This is a genomic window from Rhizobium sp. CFBP 8752, from assembly GCF_014842035.1.
Lineage (GTDB): Bacteria > Pseudomonadota > Alphaproteobacteria > Rhizobiales > Rhizobiaceae > Neorhizobium > Neorhizobium soli.
The window spans coordinates 431,243-449,761 of the sequence record NZ_JACYUZ010000002.1 but is presented as its reverse complement, the minus strand read 5'-3'; the positions used below and the strand labels follow the sequence as shown (position 1 = coordinate 449,761).

Annotated in this window: 18 protein-coding genes; 4 read left to right on the top strand and 14 right to left on the bottom strand. The window is 58.7% G+C overall.

Features of this window, described 5'->3' with window-relative positions:
• Nucleotides 1-48 precede the first annotated feature (48 nt).
• Entirely contained in the window at nt 49-396 is a 348-nt protein-coding gene (locus IFT59_RS15255; protein WP_082476433.1) for a hypothetical protein, read from the top strand.
• Between the two features lie 65 nt (nt 397-461).
• Here IFT59_RS15255 and IFT59_RS15250 read toward each other — a convergent pair whose 3' ends face one another.
• From IFT59_RS15250 to IFT59_RS15210, 9 genes are all read right to left on the bottom strand, one after another.
• Entirely contained in the window at nt 462-2,339 is a 1,878-nt protein-coding gene (locus tag IFT59_RS15250; RefSeq protein WP_192087402.1) for a sensor histidine kinase, read from the bottom strand.
• 31 nt (nt 2,340-2,370) lie between these two features.
• Nucleotides 2,371-3,045, bottom strand: a complete 675-nt coding sequence (locus IFT59_RS15245; RefSeq protein WP_092662887.1) for a response regulator — start codon at nt 3,043-3,045, stop codon at nt 2,371-2,373.
• Nucleotides 3,046-3,085: 40 nt separating this feature from the next.
• Nucleotides 3,086-3,307 carry a hypothetical protein gene (locus IFT59_RS15240; RefSeq protein WP_139283875.1) on the bottom strand — a complete coding sequence of 74 codons (222 nt, stop codon included), beginning with the start codon at nt 3,305-3,307 and terminating at the stop codon, nt 3,086-3,088.
• Nucleotides 3,304-4,374: an ABC transporter ATP-binding protein gene (locus IFT59_RS15235; protein WP_192087401.1), complete on the bottom strand. Its 1,071-nt coding sequence runs from the start codon at nt 4,372-4,374 to the stop codon at nt 3,304-3,306. Before IFT59_RS15235 ends, IFT59_RS15240 begins: the two co-directional genes overlap by 4 nt.
• Nucleotides 4,371-5,198, bottom strand: a complete 828-nt coding sequence (locus IFT59_RS15230) for a carbohydrate ABC transporter permease (RefSeq protein ID WP_062577842.1) — start codon at nt 5,196-5,198, stop codon at nt 4,371-4,373. The genes IFT59_RS15235 and IFT59_RS15230 overlap by 4 nt, the downstream gene beginning before the upstream one ends.
• Nucleotides 5,195-6,097, bottom strand: a complete 903-nt coding sequence (locus IFT59_RS15225) for a carbohydrate ABC transporter permease (protein ID WP_062459955.1) — start codon at nt 6,095-6,097, stop codon at nt 5,195-5,197. Before IFT59_RS15225 ends, IFT59_RS15230 begins: the two co-directional genes overlap by 4 nt.
• A 118-nt stretch (nt 6,098-6,215) precedes the next feature.
• Nucleotides 6,216-7,451 (bottom strand): ABC transporter substrate-binding protein, encoded by a 1,236-nt coding sequence (locus tag IFT59_RS15220; protein WP_192087400.1) that lies wholly within the window; start codon nt 7,449-7,451, stop codon nt 6,216-6,218.
• Between the two features lie 78 nt (nt 7,452-7,529).
• The gene (locus IFT59_RS15215; protein ID WP_197978140.1) at nt 7,530-8,396 is read right to left on the bottom strand and encodes a sugar phosphate isomerase/epimerase family protein; all 867 of its coding nucleotides are present in this window, start codon (nt 8,394-8,396) and stop codon (nt 7,530-7,532) included.
• A 50-nt stretch (nt 8,397-8,446) separates the two neighbouring features.
• Nucleotides 8,447-9,481 (bottom strand): Gfo/Idh/MocA family protein, encoded by a 1,035-nt coding sequence (locus tag IFT59_RS15210; protein WP_192087517.1) that lies wholly within the window; start codon nt 9,479-9,481, stop codon nt 8,447-8,449.
• Between the two features lie 133 nt (nt 9,482-9,614).
• On the opposite strand from IFT59_RS15210, the gene IFT59_RS15205 reads away from it, so the two are divergent.
• Nucleotides 9,615-10,631: a LacI family DNA-binding transcriptional regulator gene (locus IFT59_RS15205; RefSeq protein ID WP_062577848.1), complete on the top strand. Its 1,017-nt coding sequence runs from the start codon at nt 9,615-9,617 to the stop codon at nt 10,629-10,631.
• A gap of 85 nt (nt 10,632-10,716) precedes the next feature.
• Here the strand turns inward: IFT59_RS15205 and IFT59_RS15200 are convergent, their stop codons facing one another.
• Both IFT59_RS15200 and IFT59_RS15195 read right to left on the bottom strand, forming a co-directional pair.
• The gene (locus IFT59_RS15200; protein WP_249407604.1) at nt 10,717-12,567 is read right to left on the bottom strand and encodes a heavy metal translocating P-type ATPase; all 1,851 of its coding nucleotides are present in this window, start codon (nt 12,565-12,567) and stop codon (nt 10,717-10,719) included.
• 303 nt (nt 12,568-12,870) lie between these two features.
• Nucleotides 12,871-13,701, bottom strand: a complete 831-nt coding sequence (locus IFT59_RS15195) for a universal stress protein (protein ID WP_192087399.1) — start codon at nt 13,699-13,701, stop codon at nt 12,871-12,873.
• On the opposite strand from IFT59_RS15195, the gene IFT59_RS15190 reads away from it, so the two are divergent.
• Nucleotides 13,691-13,921 carry a hypothetical protein gene (locus tag IFT59_RS15190; RefSeq protein ID WP_192087398.1) on the top strand — a complete coding sequence of 77 codons (231 nt, stop codon included), beginning with the start codon at nt 13,691-13,693 and terminating at the stop codon, nt 13,919-13,921. The genes IFT59_RS15195 and IFT59_RS15190 overlap by 11 nt on opposite strands.
• 27 nt (nt 13,922-13,948) lie before the next feature.
• Nucleotides 13,949-14,650, top strand: a complete 702-nt coding sequence (locus IFT59_RS15185) for a CBS domain-containing protein (RefSeq protein ID WP_192087397.1) — start codon at nt 13,949-13,951, stop codon at nt 14,648-14,650.
• Nucleotides 14,651-14,782: 132 nt separating this feature from the next.
• Here IFT59_RS15185 and IFT59_RS15180 read toward each other — a convergent pair whose 3' ends face one another.
• The 3 genes from IFT59_RS15180 to IFT59_RS15170 form a co-directional block, all read right to left on the bottom strand.
• A complete protein-coding gene (locus tag IFT59_RS15180; RefSeq protein WP_249407628.1) occupies nt 14,783-15,430 on the bottom strand; it encodes a CBS domain-containing protein in 648 nt (215 codons plus the stop codon).
• Nucleotides 15,431-15,586: 156 nt separating this feature from the next.
• The gene (locus tag IFT59_RS15175; RefSeq protein WP_113111400.1) at nt 15,587-15,946 is read right to left on the bottom strand and encodes a TraR/DksA family transcriptional regulator; all 360 of its coding nucleotides are present in this window, start codon (nt 15,944-15,946) and stop codon (nt 15,587-15,589) included.
• Between the two features lie 143 nt (nt 15,947-16,089).
• On the bottom strand, nt 16,090-18,495 hold the full coding sequence (locus tag IFT59_RS15170) for a phosphoketolase family protein (RefSeq protein WP_192087395.1): 2,406 nt from the start codon (nt 18,493-18,495) through the stop codon (nt 16,090-16,092).
• Nucleotides 18,496-18,519 lie beyond the last annotated feature (24 nt).

The following is an 18,519-nucleotide window of genomic DNA, read 5'->3' as shown; positions in this document are numbered from 1 at the left end:
TCAAGCCGGTATCCGTCGGCGCAGTTTAGAATCCGGGAGACATTCGCCATGAAACATCGCCCAAATGGTTTCAAGGCCGCATTGGCCCTTACCTATCTTGCCGTGCTGGCAGCGCCAATTTTCACGGCCGCGCCGGCGGCGGCCGTCGTGTATTGCAACGCCGTCGGCGTCCCAAAAGGCTGCGTGGTGCGCCCCCCGGCCGCGGTGGTCGTTTACTGCACGGCGCCGGGGGTTCCGCTTGGTTGCGTGGCGCGTCCCGTGGCAAGGACCGCGATCTATTGTACTGCTCCGGGCTTGCCGGTTGGGTGTGTCCGCAGGCCGGGCGTTCGCGCACCCGGTCTCGGTGTAGCGCCGGTCAATCGTGGTGGCCCGAGGAACCGTCTCGGCATCAGATAGTCCAGGCGATGAAAGTTTCTCCGCGCTCGGTTCCTATCACCTTATACGCGCGCTCCCCGCTGGCATCAGCCCCCTTGGGTGGCTTCGGGGAAGTCGGCGGGTAGCAGCAGCGAGACCGTCGTGCCGAGCGGTGCGCTTGTGACGGACAAGGTCACATCGCAGAGGGCTGCGCGCTTTTTCATGTTGAGCAAGCCTCGGCCCTGCACCGTCCCCGCCCCATTCACCGCATCGACCGCAAAGCCGCAACCGTTGTCCCTGACGGAGATCTGGCCCCTCGCGTCGCCGTCGGGGCCAGCTATGGTCTCGATCATGATCGTCACCATCGATGCGCCCGAGTGTTTGATCGCATTGGTGACAGCTTCGTCAAGCAGCCTGATAACCTGGATAACGTGCCTTGGACGAAGGCCCGGATAGACGGGAAGTCCGTGTGGCGACTGCACGCTCCAAACCAGCTGCATGTCGTGGACACGCAACTGGCCTGATATCCGCTCCCTCCAGGAGCCAAGGGCAAGCATGAGGTCGCCATCGATCTCTTCCATTGCGTTGATGACCAGACGAAGATCGCGCAGCGCAGCGCGAGCGGCATCTCCGATTGTATTCGTTGTATCTCTCGGCTGTTCGGCAAGAGCGACGATGCTGACGAGTTGCCCGCCCAACCCGTCATGCAGGTCCCGCATCAATCGCGTCCGCTCCGAGGCCAAAGCCGCCGCCCTTGCGCGTTCTTCTTCGCGGGAAAAACTTGCCCTGAGCTTGACCTCGGCCTCCGATACTTGCTTCACCAACCGGTCGGCGAAACTGTCGGCATCATTCAAAGCCTGGACGAAACGCCAGGTCAGCCAGACTCCGATGACGATCAGGACGATCGAATAACCGAACCAGCCGATAAAGATCCGTTCACCCGGAATGAGCCGGCTGACCGTCAGGATATCGTTCAGGGCGCACCCCAGCATGACTGAGAATACAGGCGCCATTATCAGCGCCTTTCGGTTTCCGCGCAGAGCTGCGTTGCCCAAAAGGAGGCAAGCAACGGCGGCGCAGAGAGCAATCGTTGGTGGCCCTAGCGGCAGGAAGAGTGCGTGAAGTAAATCATGCTGTCCCGTAAGGCCCGCAAAGGCAATAATAATGCCGGGTACGAATGTGAGATGAAGCCATCGCGGTGGCGGCATGTCGATGAAGCGCACGATGAAGTGCAGAACCAGCGGCGCTTGCGTAACAACGGCAGCGCCGACGAGGCCGAGCGTCTGTGGCGATGCTGGCATCGAGACGAAATACTGAAAAAAACCGATCAGCATGGCGAGCGCAAGCAGCCCATAGCTGCGATCGTTCCGGCGGTTGATCCAGATCAGGCCGAGGATCGCTCCCAATGTCGCCTGTCCGGCAACAAGGATGAGGGGCAGGGTCTCGAACATGATCGACCGCTGATCGTGAACCGGTCTCAGGATCTTGTCCGGACCGGCATAAACGCTGTCCAGATAGCCGCCGACCGGCCCCCATGTGACGAGGTGAATGATCAGCTCATTGCGCCCCTCATGCAGCAGGCTTTCCGGAATCGTCGCTATGGCGGACGTATTGCGGTCGGGTCTGCGGCTCATAACATTCCGGTGCGTATCGTGGATCATTGAGCCGTTGACCTCGAATTGTACGCCCGTGGTAAAGCGCGGCACGAAAATGCTCCATGCCACATCTTTCTGCGTGGTCGGTCGTTCGAGTGAGACGCGATAAATCGCAGAGGAGGTCGCATCTTCGGAGACGGGGCGAAAGTCCGGGAGGTCCACAGAACGGAATTGGCCTGTCGCGTCTTGAAGCTCAACGCCGCTCAGTTCATAGACCGCGGGAGGCAGGGGCGGGCCGATCTGGCGGGCCAGGATGCAAAGGACGATGATGACAGGTTGCAGCGCCAGGTACAGCAGCACCCAGCCGATCCTGCCACGCGGTCGAGCCATCCTTCCAACTTGGTGAGCGGCAGCTTTCATCCTAAAGCTTTATCAAGCCCTGCTGCAAGGCTTCGAATACGGCCTCACCGCGGGTATTCACCTCGAGCTTGCGATAGATGTTCTTTATATAGCCGGGAACGGTCTGGCGTGAAATACCCAGATAATCCGCGATGTCGGCGTAGCTGAAACCCTTGGCGATGCCCCACAGAATGTCGATTTCGCGCGCTGTCAGCTTGGCGGTATTCAAGTCCGTCCCGACGACGGGATCCTTGACGCCTTGGGTCCGTTTGACGATGAAACGGGCTATCGAGGCCGAGATTGGCGAGTGGCCCCGCATAAGATCGCGCACCGTGTCGGCGATGTCGGTCAGCAGAGCGTCCTTCAGCAGATAGCCGTTGGCGCCGAGTAAAATAGCCGAAATGACGCTTTCTTCATCGCCCAGGATGGAGATGACCAAGATCTCGGTGGTCTGGCTATGCTGCCGGACGTCGCGGATCAGGTCCATGCCATGGCCATCGGGTAGCTGGAGGTCAGTCAGAAGCACATCAGGATAACCAGACTCCAGCACTTGGCGCGCCTCCGAGAGCGTTCCCGCCTGAAGAACCGAAAATGCGGAAGCGTCGGACAGGCCGTCAGCGATACGCCGACGTGTTGGTCCATCGTCCTCGACGATGACAACGGATATAGGTCCGGCTCTCTCCGTTTGGGTGTTCAAGATAACACTCGCTTTCAGGCCTCGGCTTGGCCAGAAAGGATTATTGAGCAAATCCCCAAACCGCGCCAGCCATGAACATGGGGGTGTGGCGGGTCAGAATTGGCGGACCGCAAGGGGAAAATGCAGAGAAGAAAGCCGCAGCGGAAAAACAACGGTGCCAGCTGCGCTCACCAAAACCGGCCAGAACGATTTCTGCAAGCCGTCGGACGCGGCCACCCGGCTCAAGAGCGTGGTTACGCTTGTCGCCATAGGCATCAATCATTCAATCCGACTGTCCGTTTCCGCATCGAACAGATGAATGTGTTCCTGCTGGAAATTCAATCCGACGGTTTGACCGCCGGTTATTGGAACTCGTCCATTTACGACGACGACACATTCGGGCGTCGTTGCCGTTGTGACGAAGGTCGTTGACCCTGTCGACTCGACCAAGGCCACTGGTGCTTCCAACAAACCCTTGCCGTCTTCGGCGATGGTAAGATGTTCGGGCCGCAGACCGACGACAAGATTTCGATTGGCCGGAATGGTTCTGTCGAGACCGATCGTCTGTGGCCGGCCAAGATCCAGAATGAGGTTTTTTCCATCCGGTCCAGTCGTTGCCGGAATGAAATTCATGGCCGGCGATCCTATAAATCCGGCAACGAAACGGTTGACCGGTCGGTCATAGAGTTCAAGTGGCCGGCCCTGTTGCTCGATCACGCCCTGGCGCATGACCACGACGTGATCAGCCATTGTCATCGCTTCGATCTGGTCGTGCGTGACATAGACCGAGGTCGCGCCAAGCCGGTCATGCAGTGCCCTGATTTCCTTGCGCATATGGACACGCAGGGCGGCGTCGAGGTTGGACAGTGGCTCATCGAACAGAAAGGCTTTGGGATTGCGGATAATGGCCCGGCTCATCGCGACACGCTGTCGCTGTCCGCCGGAGAGTTCGCGGGGATAGCGATGCAGCAGGTCCGACAGGCCGGTAATGGCGGCCACGTCCTCTGCCGCCTTCTTCGCATCCGCCTTCTTGGTGCCGCGAATGCGCAGGCTATAGGTGAGGTTTTCCTCAACCGTCATATGCGGGTAGAGCGCATAGGACTGGAACACCATGGCGAGATCCCGCTTGCGGGGCGGTACATTGTTCATGCGGTCGCCGGCAATAACAAGGTTACCTTCGGAGATCGATTCAAGCCCTGCGAGGGCGCGCAGAAGCGTTGATTTGCCACATCCGGACGGTCCCACCAGGGCGACGAAAGCGCCTTTGCGAATGGTGAGGTCGATGTTCTTCAGCGCGTGATAGGCACCGTAATATTTGTTGACGCCCGACAATTCGATTTGATTGGTCATTTGAGAGCTCCCGATGTGAGGCCGGAAACGATGCGGCGCTGCAGAAGGACGAAGATGGCAAGGATCGGGGTTACGTACATCGTTGCGTACGCCATGATGTTGTTCCATTCGCTGGTGTTTGGGCCCATGAACGAGTTGAGACCGACACTTGCGGGCTGCAATTCGATGTTCTGGATCATCGACTTCGAATAGACGAACTCGCCGAATGCCTGCATGAAGATGAGGATGGCGCTGACAAGAATACCGTTGCGGGCAAGCGGGAGCACGATGTTGAAGAAGGCACCGATGCGCGAGTTGCCATCGACCAATGCGGCCTCCTCAAGCTCCATCGGCACAGCCATGAATGTCGCCCGCACGAGAACCACGAAGAACGGCATGCTCTTTGCCGCTATCGCCAGGATGACGGCAAAGCGCGGGTAGTCCAGCAAACCGACTTGGGAGAACCCGACGAAGATCGGCGTGATCATCAGCGATGCGGGCAGAACCTGCAGCATCAGAATGAGGAACAGGCCTACATCCACCCAGCGGTTACGGTACCGCGCCAGTACATAGGCACAGCCGGTACCGAGAACGGCGATGAGCGCCACCGATCCAAAGGCGATCAGCGTTGAGTTCCATAGGTAACGGCCCATGTTCCGGCTTTCCCAGACATACGCGAAGGTGCTCCACTGCGCTGTCGATGGCCAGAAGCTGGGCGGGGTGGCAAACATCTCCGAGCCCGTTTTCAAAGCCGTGACGTACATCCAGTAGAGCGGAAACAGGTAGATCGCCGCCATGATGATGGCGATGGCGAGCATCAGGCGGTTTCGGTTGGTTTCAGTCATCCGCGCACCTCATGACGGGTCGAGCGCACATAGACGATAGCCGCAAACATCACGAACACGGTCATGATGACCGAGATCGTCGCGCCTTTGCCAAAGTCGTATTGCCGGAAGGAGAGGTCCCAGGCCCAGTATTGGGCGACATTGGATGAGTTGTTCGGCCCGCCATCCGTGATTGCCGCGAACAGATCGAACTGTTGCAGTGTGAAGATAAGCCCGAGCGAAATGATCGCGCCGATGGTGGAGCGCATCATGGGCAGTGTGATGGTCCAGAAGCGCTGCCAGGCGTTTGCACCGTCCAGCTCGGCTGCTTCATAGAGATCGCCGGGTATGGCGGAAAGACCGACGGACAGAAGGATCATGTTGAACGATGTACCAAGCCATATATTGGCGAGCACGACCGCCCAGAGCGAGAAATTGGGGTCTGAGCGCCAGAAGATATTGCTGTCGATCAGGCCGCTTTCACGCAGAAAGAAGTTCAGGACGCCAAAGTCCCCCGAGAGTATCCAGTTCCAGATCGCACCGACGACCAGACCCGGCATGACCCAAGAGACCAGAAACAATCCACGAAGCCACGATGATCCCGGAAAGTTGACCCAGAAAAACAGCGCAAGGCCAAACCCGATGAGAAACTGGCCAGCGATCGAGCCGACCACGAAAATGACGGTGTTGAAGAGAATAGGCAGGGTTTCGGGCTGCTTGAACAGATCGATGTAGTTCTTGAAGCCGACGAATGGCCTGATGATGCTTCCCAGACTGAACATGTCCACTTCCTGAAAGCTCATCAGGATATTGTAGAGCAAGGGCAAGCCCGCAAGAATGAACAGGAAGGCAAAGGGAACTCCGACCAGGCCAATGTCGAAGCCGCGGCCGTCCGTGATGCTGGAAAGTATCCTTTTCATGGAAACCCCATAAGATCCGGTGTGGAGCTGTCCGCTCTTGACGAACGAGACAGCTCCTTCCGGGAGGAAAAGGTGGATGGCACGAGTGCCCTCGGCTCCTGAGAAAGGCAGTCCTGCCTCAGCCTTCGATAAGCTTGATCTTCTCTGCAGCCTGATCGAGCGCGGCCTTAGGCTCCATCTGTCCGGTCAGCGCCGCCTGGACGGCATCTTGAATTGCCTTGGAAATCTTCGGCCATTCTGGCGAAGGGCCGCGTGGCTTGGCATATTTCAGCTGTTCCACGAAGGTCTTGAGGGCCGCATCCTTAAGCGCATTTCCGGTCGGCGGGATCGGCAGGTCGGAACGGGCAGGGATCTGGCCGAAATCCTTGTACATGGTGACGTCTTTGGAGGCGAAGAACTCAAGCGCCTTGAACGCCTCTTCCGGATGTTTGGTATTGGAGAAAATCGCCCAGTTGTAGTCGCCCATAGCGGAAGAGCGCTCGGCACCTTCCTGCGGCACTGGCAAGAGCGCGGTTCCCCAGTCAAACTTGGCATCGGTCACCATGCGGTCGATTTCCCAAGGTCCGGATATCGCCATCGCCGCATTGCCCGCATTGAAGGTTGCCGTGGAATCCCACTGGCTGCGCGTCAACGTATCGGGAGATGTCATTTTGCCGTCGAGCAACTGCTTCCAGATCGTCAGCGCCCGGACAGCCCCATCACTGTTGATGGACTTGTAGGTGGCGCCGCCCATCTGTGCCCAGGGCAGGAACTGGAACGTGCCTTCCTCATTGGCTTTGGCCGAGAAGGTGATGCCGTAAACATTCTTGGATGGGTCGGTCAGCTTCTTGGCGGTCTCGAGCAACTCGTCCCAGGTCTGCGGCGGCTTTTCCGGATCGAGGCCCGCGGCTTTGAACAGATCCTTGTTGTAGTAAAGCGCGATCGTATTCGTCGCTTTCGGCACGCCGTAATATCTTCCGTCCCAGGTGGCGGAGGCGAGCGGGCCGGGGAAGTAGTTTTCCGGCTTGATCGTGCTTGAACCGGCAATCATGTCGGTAAGGTCCAGAAATGCCTTGCGGGACGCAAACATGGCATGATTTGGGTTGTCGATTGCGATAATGTCAGGTGCTTTACCGGTCGAATAGGCTCGCATCGCCTCGCTGACCACATCGTCGAACTGAATCTGGCGATATTCGATCTGGATGCCGTTCTTCTGGGCGTTGAATTCCTTGATGAGATTGGGGGCGGGCTGAATGTCGCGGTCGAGCGACCATAGCGTCAGCTTGACGTCTTCTGCCTGAGCGCTGAGCGCAAAGAGCGATGCAGTTGCTGCAAACGCCGTAGCGATGGCGATCGTATATGTTCGGATACCCATATTGTCCTCCTTTGTGGTTCTCCGGAATGCACTTTCGCGCGGCGCGGCCTCCTCCTTGCCGCGCCAACATTGAACGATCTAAACCGGGTCGACGACGAAATCGCCGCCGCGCGCCTGTTTCAGGTGATTGAGACCGTGAACCTGTCCGGTCATCTCCAGTCCATCCCGATAGACCGGGTCGTGCCAGCCTTCGATGTCGATGGAGCCGGACCAGCCCGCCAGTCGCAGCTCGGAGATGATGTCCGTCCAGTTGCTGTCGCCGAAACCGGGTGTGCGCATCAAGACGAACGGATGTTTGCCGAAAATGCCATGTTCGCGAATGACGTCCCACCGAATGGTCGCATCCTTGCCGTGGACGTGAAAGATCTTCGAAGCCCATTTGCGGATCTGCGGCAGTGGGTCGATGAGATAGACCATCTGATGGCAGGGTTCCCATTCAAGCCCGATATTGTCATCGGGGGTCTCGTTGAACATCAGCTCCCAGGCATCCGGATTGTGAGCGATATTCCAGTCGCCCGTCGCCCAGTTGCCGTCCATGGCGCAGTTCTCAAAAGCGATTTTCACACCCTTGTCCGCCGCCCGCTTGGCGAGCTCACTCCAAATCTGCTTGTAACGTGGAAGGCTGTCGGGCAGGGGCTTGTTGCGGATGCGGCCGGTAAAGCCGGCAACGCACGTCGCTCCAAAATGGTGGGCATTGTCGATGCAATCCTTCCAACCCTGCAACGTCTGAAGGTCCATGTCGGTCTCTTCGAGCGGGTTACCGAACATGCCAAGTGTCGACATCGTAATGTCGCGATCTCCAATCGCCTCGCGGCAGCGCTTGCCGAGCTCGGCAATGTCCTGACCATTGGTCGTCTGCCAGAAAAAGGGCTCGAAACTTTCAAACCCCATGTCGGCGATCTGCGAAATGCGTTCTGCAGCCTGCCCCTTCGAGGCGCTGACCATGGTGCCGATGCGAATGGATTTTTCCTGCTGGTTGATCAATGTCACGGTCCCTATGCTGAAATGTCGACGGATTGGCCCGACTTGGCGCTTTCGATGGCGCCAAGCACCATGGCCAGGCTTTTGATATTGTCGTGGTTGACTGTTTCGGGTTCGCGCCCGGTGCTGATGGCATCGAGGAAATCGGCGATCACGCTGGCGTGGCCGTGGGTTTCCTCGTCTCTGGCAGGGTCAGGCACGTCAATTGACGTAAAGCCCGGGAGGAGGCCGGGTTCGTTCCCGGCAACGGCAGCCCTAAACGTGTCTTCGCCATCCCAGGTCAGCATGCCTTTCGAGCCGACAATGCGCCACGCGCTTTCCCAGCTGGTGCGCTCGCCTTCGGCACACCAGGAACCTCGATAGGTAAAGACCACATCGTCCGAGAAACGGAAAATCGCATTGGCCGCAGCGCCATGGGCGTACCATGAGCCGGCCGGATTGGTTTCAACACAATAGACCGAGAGGGGCGCCTTGCCGGACACGAAACGCGCTGCATCAAACGTATGGATCGCCATGTCGAGGAGCAGGACATTCTCCATCTCTTCTCGAAAGCCACCGAAATGTGGGCCGAGGAAGAAATCGGAATGAATGCCCGTGACCTCGCCGATCGCGCCGCTTTCGACCAGACGACGCATGCGGCGGACGCCTGCAATGAAACGTCGGTTCTGAACGACGGCATGAATACGACCCGCTGCGCTGGCGGCACGGCGCAGATCCTGCGCTTCCTCCATGGAGGTTGCCATCGGCTTTTCGCTTAAGACGTGGCAGCCATGGGCGAGGCCGGCGCTGACCACCGAATGGCGAGCGTTGGGGATGACGACATCCAACAGGATGTCTGGCTTGGTCTCCGCGAGAACAACTTCCAGATCCGTCCCGATAACCGCTTGTTGAAGATTGAATTCGGTTGCAAGCGCCTCAGCTGTCGCTCGGTCGAGATCAACGAGGCCAACGATTTCTATGGCATCTTTGATGTGGGGCGTGTCCCGCACCGCCCGGAGCCAGCCTTTGGCCATAGCTCCGCATCCACACAAAACAGCATTGTATGTCACTAGTATCCTCCTCCTTACGGAAATCAAAACTCCTCTTCCGATTTTCCGTAAACGTTTACGGTAGTATGGACAGGAGCCAGAATTTGTCAATATTGTTTTGGGCGACGCATTCGGGTCCGCGGAAAGGCAGTTCATGAAGGGCATTCGCCAGCTGGCAAATTATCTAGATATATCAATAGGAACTGTGTCCCGCGCCTTGAACGGAAAGGCGGACGTGAATGAAGAGACTCGGCGCCGGGTTCTCGAAGCGGCCACCAGACTGGGCTATGTCGCCAACCAGTCGGGGCGTTCTCTGCGCAAGGGGTCGACAGGCGTCATCGGCTTCATGATGCAGACGGGACCCGAAATTACAGGCCAGGGCGACACGTTCTTTATGAGTGTCTTCGACGGCGTGCAAACCGTCCTTGCCCGTCACAAGCTTGATCTCGTCGCACTGCTGTGTTCATCCGACCAAGACCCGGACGCCTATCTTCAGCGCGTCGTCGCGCGTGGCTTCGCGGATGCTGTCATTCTCTCTGCCACCCGTCTCCACGATGCGCGTTTTGAACTGCTCGCTCGCCACAATATTCCCTTCATCACCTTGGGGCGAAGCCAGACCGATGTCGGCCAGCCTTGGATCGATCTGGATTTCGAGGGCATGGCGGAGGTCGCCATCGAGCGGCTTGTGAAAAGCGGTCACCGGCACATCGGCCTGATCTGGCCGAATGGTGATCTGAACCTCGGCCATCTGTTCGTTCACCGATCCCAGGAGGTTCTTGCCCGGCACAATCTGTCCCTTTCGCCGGAGCACATTTTTCGTGCCACGCCGAGCGAAACGGGTGGCTATGGCGTGGCTCGTCAGATCATGGACTGTGAAACCCGTCCGACCGCTGTTGTCCTTGTCAACGAGACGTTGGTGACCGGGCTCTACCGCGGGCTGGAAGAGGTCGGGCTTATGCCCGGCAAGGACATCGCCATCATCGGGCGGCAGAGCCCGCAGGCCCAGTTTCTCAAACCAAGCCTGACCTGCTTCAGTCTTTCTCTTCGCGATCTCGGCATAAGCCTTGCCGAGGGTCTGTTGTCTGTCATGCCGGAATACAAGTTGCACTACCCCGATGCCGTCAAACGTTTGGTATGGCCCATGGACCTGATTGAAGGTGAGAGCAGCTGAGAACTGCTGCCTCTGTAGATCGGGTCGTCGATCCAAGCCAAACCAAGCAGTGGCGGTAGAATAGACAGGCGCGACGCCAATCGCGTTATGACATACGCGAGGCGGAAGGTCGGATTCTCAGGGCACGCAGGGCGTTGAGAATGACGGCGATATCGATGATTTCCTGAAACAGTGCACCTTGCACCGGCGTCAAATACCCCGCTGCGGCGAGGATCATCGCGCCAACCGACAGACCGATGCCCGCAAAAATACTCTGTAGCGCGATCCGTCGACAGGCGTGCGCAATCGCGATGCCCTCCACAATCCTGTCGAGCCTCTCCACCAACAGAACCGCATCGGCCGACTCGATGGCGGCAGCTGAGCCATGCGCACCCATGGCAAGTCCGATATTCGCTGCAGCAAGGGCAGGCGCGTCATTCACGCCATCGCCGATCATCATCACCGGCGCGCGTGTCTTTTCATCCTTGACGATGTCGATCTTTTGGCCTGGCGAGAGGTCGGCTCTGACCTCATCGAAAGGCAGGCCGGCGGTGATTTGGCGTGCGACAATCGCGCGGTCGCCCGTGGCCAGAATGATCCGCGTTACCCCAATTGCCTTGAAACCGTTCAACGCCGAAGCAGCTCCCGCCCTCAGTTGATCCGAAAACAACAAGATGCCGGCAAATTTCCCGTCGATCGCGACCGCTGCGGCGATGGTTCCCGGTGTGTGTGCGTCGTTGATTTCAACGCCGTAGGCCGAGGCGATGAAGTTGATGCCACCGATGGCAACCTTTCTGTCGCCAACCGTCCCAGCAATTCCTTCGCCGGGTTCCTCGCTCACCTGTTCCGGCGAAACAAGGCTCAAGTTCCGGGCATGCGCTGCATCAACCAGCGCCTTGGCTGCCACGTGGCTCGATGCTTGATCGAGCGAAGCGACGAGCCGCAGAAACTCGTCCTCTGCCCAAGATGTAGAAATTTCTCGCAGGGTCGGTCTGCCATCGGTCAGCGTCCCTGTCTTGTCGAGCACCAGCGTCCGGATCATGCTTAGCTCTTCAAGGATTTTTGCCCCCTTGATCAGAAGACCGGAGCTTGCCGCCCTTGAGACACCAGCAGCCCAAGCGATCGGTACGGCGAGGATGAGTGGGCAGGGTGTTGCGACCACGAGGACAGCGACGGACCTGACAGGATCCCCGGAAATCCACCAAGCTAGCAAAGCGATTGCCATTGTGACGGTCAGGAAGACCAACGCGTACCGGTCTGCCATGCGGGCCATCGGCGCCTTGCTCTGCTGGGCCGCCTCAACAAGCTTCAAGATGCCCGCATAGGTACTGTCGGAGGCTGCTTTTGTGGCGGTCATATTAAAGAGGTCACCGACATTGGCGGCCCCGCTCATGACGATATCGCCCGGGCGTTTCTTGGCAGGCAGCGGTTCGCCTGTCAGTGCGGACTCGTCGAGAACAGCCTCGCCGTCATTCACGGTTCCGTCGACCGGCACCAGATCGCCACGCCGAACAACAAGGCAGTCGCCAACCGCTATGGAATCGACCGACACTTCCTCCATCTGGCTTTCACGGCGCCTCGTTGCCACATGAGGTGCACGCGAAAGAAGCGCGGTCATCTCGCGGCGGGCTCTGCCCTCGGCGACATTCTCGAGATATTGACCGCCGGAATACATCAAGGCCACGATCGTCGCCGCAAGGTATTCGCCAAAAAGTAGGGCTCCGCCCATGGAGAGAAGCGCGATGGCATCCAGACCGATTTCACCGGCGCCAATCCGCGCGATGATCTGGGCAACGAGGGCGACCATGACGAGGCCGGTCGCAAGCGCCAGCGATGTGGCATAGAGATCCTGAAATCCGCCGTGCCAGGCGATCAATCCTATTGTCAGCCCGAAGATCGGGGCCGCGACGAGAAGGGGCCGTAACGGCCGGAGCCAGTGTTCCAGGGGCATAGTCATCCTCGTCTTCAAGCGCCTGTTGTTGAGGCAGGGGACCGTCACCGGGATCCGCTACCAGGGACCGACCGCATGATCAGGATTGCAATCTTAAGAGTGCGGTATTCCTAACCCCGGTTGCCGCCGAGACGATTTGTATAGGATCGACCAGGTCAGCGACGCGGGAACGTGCTAGGCGGACCAAGCCCTGAACCACGAGAACCATCGGGCGCGCGACGGCCATGAGGCCGTCAACGTGCCGGACGGAACGAGAGGCCCGACCGCAGCCGATGCCCCTAAGGTTCGGAGACTGTGCGTGACAGCCGCTCATCGGGCCATGAATATCGGAAAATCCGAAGATTCCAGCAAGGTTGCCGTCACACCGCCGAAGATACGTTCATGCAGCCGCGAATGGCCGTAGGCTCCCATGACGATCATGTCGCAGCCGGTTTCCAATGCATGCTGCGTGAGAATGTCCTCGGTTGCTCGGCCGCCGCTCGCCAGCTGTTCGACGACAACCTTGATGCCATGTCGCGAGAGAAATGCGGCAACGTCTGCGCCAGGCTCGCCCCCGTTTTTGAAGTAGGCACCATCCGGATCGACGAGAACGACATGCACGGCATCGGCTCGTTTCAGAATATCCAGTGCATCCTTGGCGGCTGTTGCGGATTCCGCTCTGGAATTCCAGGCGAGAAGAACATTTTTGGGCGGAAAAGTGATGTTGCCCTTGGAAGGGATCAGCAGGATCGGCGTGCGGGCGTCAAAGGCTGCAGCCGAAACCACCAGACGTCGCAACCCTCTTTCGCGCCGGACGCTGTTGCCGAGAATGACGAGGTCGGCATACATGGCGCGCACGCCGATATTGCTCTGAAGAATGAAGGTGTCGTCGTAAAAGTGATCGATATCGAAGGAAACGGCGTTCTGGCTGCACAGCGCCTCGGCGCCCGTCTTGACGTTGACCAGCGCCTTTATCTCTTCCTGCCGTTGCTCAAGCCAGGCGGTCCCCACGGGATAGTCGGACGTGATCGGTTGCAACGCCGTGCCGATGACCATGATCGAAAGATGCGCGTCTGACTCAATTGTCAGCTCGATGGCCTTGGCAATATCGGCGTTGGCGCCGTGTTCACCGACGACAGCAAGAATAGTTTTGAACGACATGGTTGGCTCCATCATTTCAGAGGTCTTGGATGAAGCAAGCCTAGAAGCCTCGGAAGAGATGGCGATGATCTTTGTCAATCGATGGGTACGAAAGCGCTTTCGGGAGACCCAACAGGTCCATTATCTTCAGACCGGCCTCGTCGCACGCGCGTTGCCCGGACTGGGGCTCGAAGCGGTGATCGTTGATGAAGATCAAGGACGGCCCGAGCCGCGGGTTTAACCTCCCGACAACGAGGGAGAAAAGACCATGCAGACCGTGCGATCAATCATGACGGCAGATCCGATTTCTGTTCACCCAGACGCCAAGATCTGGGAGGCGGCCAACACCATGTTGGATTGCGGGTTCAGCGGTCTGCCGGTGATCGATAATGACGAGCAGGTACTGGGCGTGATCAGTGAAAGCGATTTCCTGCGACGCGGGGAGCTTCGGTCGCAGGCTTCGCCCGGGATGTGGCGTAGGCTGTTTTCGTCACGCGGTGCGTTGGCGGAGGATTACGCGAAAGCTTTCGGGAAAGAGGTGAGCGAAGTCATGTCCTCGCCGGCGATCACGGTCGAGCCATGGATAACCGTCGAGGATGCCGCGAACCTGATGGGCGATCGCGGCATCAAACGCCTGCCGGTTGTCGAAAATAACAATCTCGTCGGCATCGTCACGCGAGCCGACATCATGCGCACCCTGATCCGACAGATGTCAGCGTCCGCCGTCGATCGAATCGACGCGGATATCAAAGCCGGACTTGAGGCTGAATATGACCGGCAACGCTGGGGTGACACCATCACGGTGGCCGTCGACGCGACTGTGGTCACACTGGAAGGCAGGGTACTGGATGCACGCGAAAAGACGGCTGCGCGGGTCGCGGCTGAGAACACTCTGGGTGTCACCAAGGTGATCGATCAGATTCTGGTTGTCGGACTACCGGAGATGCCAGTCTCACCTCCAGGATTTTAAGCCGAACAGTGCCTGCGAAGGACGGACCGTACGAAATCGCTCGCGCATGATCGTCTTTGTTTTGAGGGGCGGTCGCCGCCTGCGCCCGCCTATGTGGACAACCGAAAGGCGTCAGACAGGGCGAACGTCGCGTCAGTGGTCCAGTGTCTCAACGCAGTTGGTTTCGAAAATCAGGCCGGCTACACCAGCAACGCTTTCTGCCACGACTTGCATGGCTCGCCTTTGCGCAGGCGAGGGGACAGGGCCGAAGATTTCGACGATCGAATTCCTGACCTCAACTGTAAGTCTCTCTGGCTCGAGGCCGAGCTCCGAGCGCAGCCGCGTCAAAACTGCAAGCCGCAACGCGAGATCTCCTTTTGCCACCGCATCGCGGTTTGCAGTCACGGCCCGTATGATATCGCTCCGACTGATGATCCCCACGAGCCTTTCCGACTGAAGAACGGGCAACCGTTTGATACCATGCGTCCTGACAAGCGCTGCAACATCCGCAAGCGATTGTTGTAGCGAGACGGAGATAACGTCCTTTGTCATGGAATCTGCCACGGTGGTGCCGTGCGCTCGCACGTAATTTTCGAAGAAACTATCGTCAGGATCTTTCGGTGGAGACTGCGGGCCGAGATTGAAGGCGCTCCGACTCAAGAGATCGCCTTCCGTCAGCATCCCGACGACTTGACCATCGTCGCTGATCACCGGCAGACCGCTGACCTTGTGATCGAGCATCAGCTGGATCGCATGTTTGATACTCGTGCTCGCCGACACGCAGATCGGCCTCTGTGTCATGAAGTCCCTGACCAACATCAAACAATCCTCTCGCAGCTTTTATTCACTTTGACAGATGCGATGCTGGAGACCTTTGATCTTTCGCAACGCAAGGCGCCCGAGACGCAGCCACTGCCGGAATTCACGCCTTCGCCCGTAACGCCGCCATAGGGCGGTCTAGAGATGCTGAAGCGCGTGTGCGCAGGATTGGCAGAACGGCGTGTGCGGGACGATGTCGAGACGTTGGTCGCTGATGGCATTGCCGCATTTGGCGCAGATACCGAAAGTGCCTTCCTTTACCCGGTGAAGGGCGGCCTCGATCGCCAGCAGCTCCGTTTGCCCCGCCTCGCCGAGCTCATCCAGAACCTCGTCGTTGTTGCGTTCGACCGCACGATCGTCGTCGTCGCGATTACGAGGTTGTTCAAAGTCATGCTCGATTTTTTCGAGGCGCGTTTGCAGATACTGCTGTCGTTGGAGGAGGATCGCCTTGAACTTCGTCTCGCGCTGCTCCCGCTGCTCAAATGAGAATGTCGTCATCGTGTCCCCGAGTTTTAAGTGTGAGACCGGATATTCTTCCACTCGCAGGAAAGGGCATTGATCGTGGTCAAGCGGACTTGGTGCTTCCGCTCAAAGCAGCCCGAGCGTGATAGGTCGGGCTGCTTCGTTTGATGCCCGGCCTCTTATCCGACCGTCTTGGAGGCTTTCCATTTCCAGTCGCGAATTTCCGGCATGTCCTCGCCATGTTCGCGGACATAGCGTGTGTGTTCCGCCAGCTTGTCCTCAAGCATCGCGATCACGCTGCCTGCCTTGTCCTTCAAACCGGGTACGCGTTCGATTGCCTCGATCGCGAGATGGAAGCGATCGAGTTCGTTCAGCACCGTCATGTCGAATGGAGTTGTCGTCGTGCCTTCTTCGATGAAGCCTCGAACATGGATGTTCTGGTGGTTGGTGCGTTTGTAAGTCAGCCGGTGGATGAGGTAGGGGTAACCGTGATAGGCGAAGATCACCGGCCTGTCGGTGGTAAACAGACTGTCGAACATCTCGTCTGAGAGACCATGGGGATGCTGGTCCTGCGATTGCAGGGCGAGCAGGTCGACGACATTGACGACGCGGATGCTGAGTTCCGGGATCGCGTCCCGCAGCAGGCAAACCGCCGCCAGCGTCTCGAGCGTCGGCACGTCACCGGCGCAGGCCATCACCACGTCGGGTTCGACCGCACCGTCCTCGTTGCCAGCCCAGTCCCAGATGCCGATGCCGGCCTCGCAATGCCGGATCGCTTCGTCCATGGTCAGCCATTGCGGTTCAGGCTGTTTGCCGGCAACGATCACGTTGACGCGGTCCCAGGTCTTCAGGCAATGGTCGCCGATCCACAACAGAGTATTGGCATCCGGCGGCAGGTAGATGCGCACGATATCCGCCTTCTTGTTGGCAACGAGATCGAGGAAGCCCGGGTCCTGGTGGGAAAAGCCGTTATGGTCCTGCCGCCAGACATGCGAGGTGAGCAGGTAGTTGAGCGAAGAGACGGGCTTGCGCCATGGCAGTTCACTCGACACTTTCAGCCACTTGGCGTGCTGGTTGAACATCGAATCGATGATGTGGATGAAGGCCTCGTAGCAGGAGAAAAGGCCATGCCTGCCGGTCAGCAGATAACCTTCCAACCAGCCCTGGCAAAGATGCTCTGAAAGCACCTCCATCACCCGGCCGTCGCGGGACAGATGCACGTCGTAGGGCTCGATCTTCTCCATCCAGACGCGGTCGGTGACCTCAAAGACATTGCCGAGCCGGTTCGATTCCGTTTCGTCCGGACCAAAGATGCGGAAGTTCGAATTCGCGTCGTTGCGCTTCATTACGTCGCGCAGATACTTCCCGAGGATCTCCGTCGTCTGCACCATGTCGGCGCCCCGCGTCCTTACGGGAACCGCATAGTCGTGGATGTCGGGGACGATGAGTTCCTTGCGCAAAAGGCCGCCATTGGCGTGGGGGTTGGCACCCATGCGGCGTTCGCCGCCGGGCGATAGCGCCCGCAATTCCTCCTTCAGCCGGCCGTTGGCGTCGAACAGATCGTCCGGATTGTAGCTCCGCATCCAGTCCTCAAGGACCTTGCGATGCCCGTCGTCCTCGCGGCAGCCGGAGACCGGCACCTGGTGCGCGCGCCAGAAACCCTCGACCTTCTTGCCGTCGACTTCCTTTGGTCCCGTCCAGCCCTTGGGGCTGCGAAACACGATCATCGGCCAGCGTGGGAAGCCTTCCGACACCGTACCGTCGCGGGCTTCGGCCTGTATCGTGCGGATGCGATCGAAAACCGTCTCGAATGCCGCAGCCATCTGCCGGTGCATATCGGCAGGCTCATGGCCCTCCACGAAAAACGGTTCGTAGCCGTGCCCGCGGAAAAGGTGCTCGATGTCTTCGTCCGCCATGCGGCCGAGAAGAGTTGGGTTGGCGATCTTGTAGCCGTTCAGATGCAGGATCGGCAGCACCGCACCGTCGCGGGCGGGGTTCAGAAACTTGTTCGACTGCCAGCTTGCGGAAAGCGGTCCGGTCTCTGCCTCGCCATCGCCGACGACGCAGGCGACAATGAGGTTCGGATTGTCAAAGGCTGCGCCATAGGCATGCACCAGAGCGTAGCCGAGTTCGCCGCCTTCATGGATCGAGCCCGGGGTTTCCGGGGCCGCATGGCTCGGAATGCCGCCAGGGAAGGAAAACTGCCGGAACAGTTTCCGCATACCTTCGGCATCCTCGGAGATGTCCGGATAGATTTCGCTATAGGTGCCCTCGAGATAGGTGCTCGCCACCATGCCGGGACCGCCATGGCCGGGTCCGCAGACATAGATCATGCTGAGATCGCGGTTGCGGATCATCCGGTTGAGATGCGCATAGATGAAGTTGAGGCCGGGCGTCGTGCCCCAGTGGCCGAGCAACCGTGCCTTGATATGCTCCGGCTTCAAGGGCTCCTTTAACAGTGGGTTGTCGAGAAGATAAATCTGCCCGACGGAGAGATAGTTTGCCGCCCGCCAATAGCGGTCGATGAGCGTCAGCTCCTCGGTGCTGATCTCGGGCGTGACGGGCAGGTTGTTACGTAGCTGCATCTTCTTGCTCCTTCGAAACGGCGA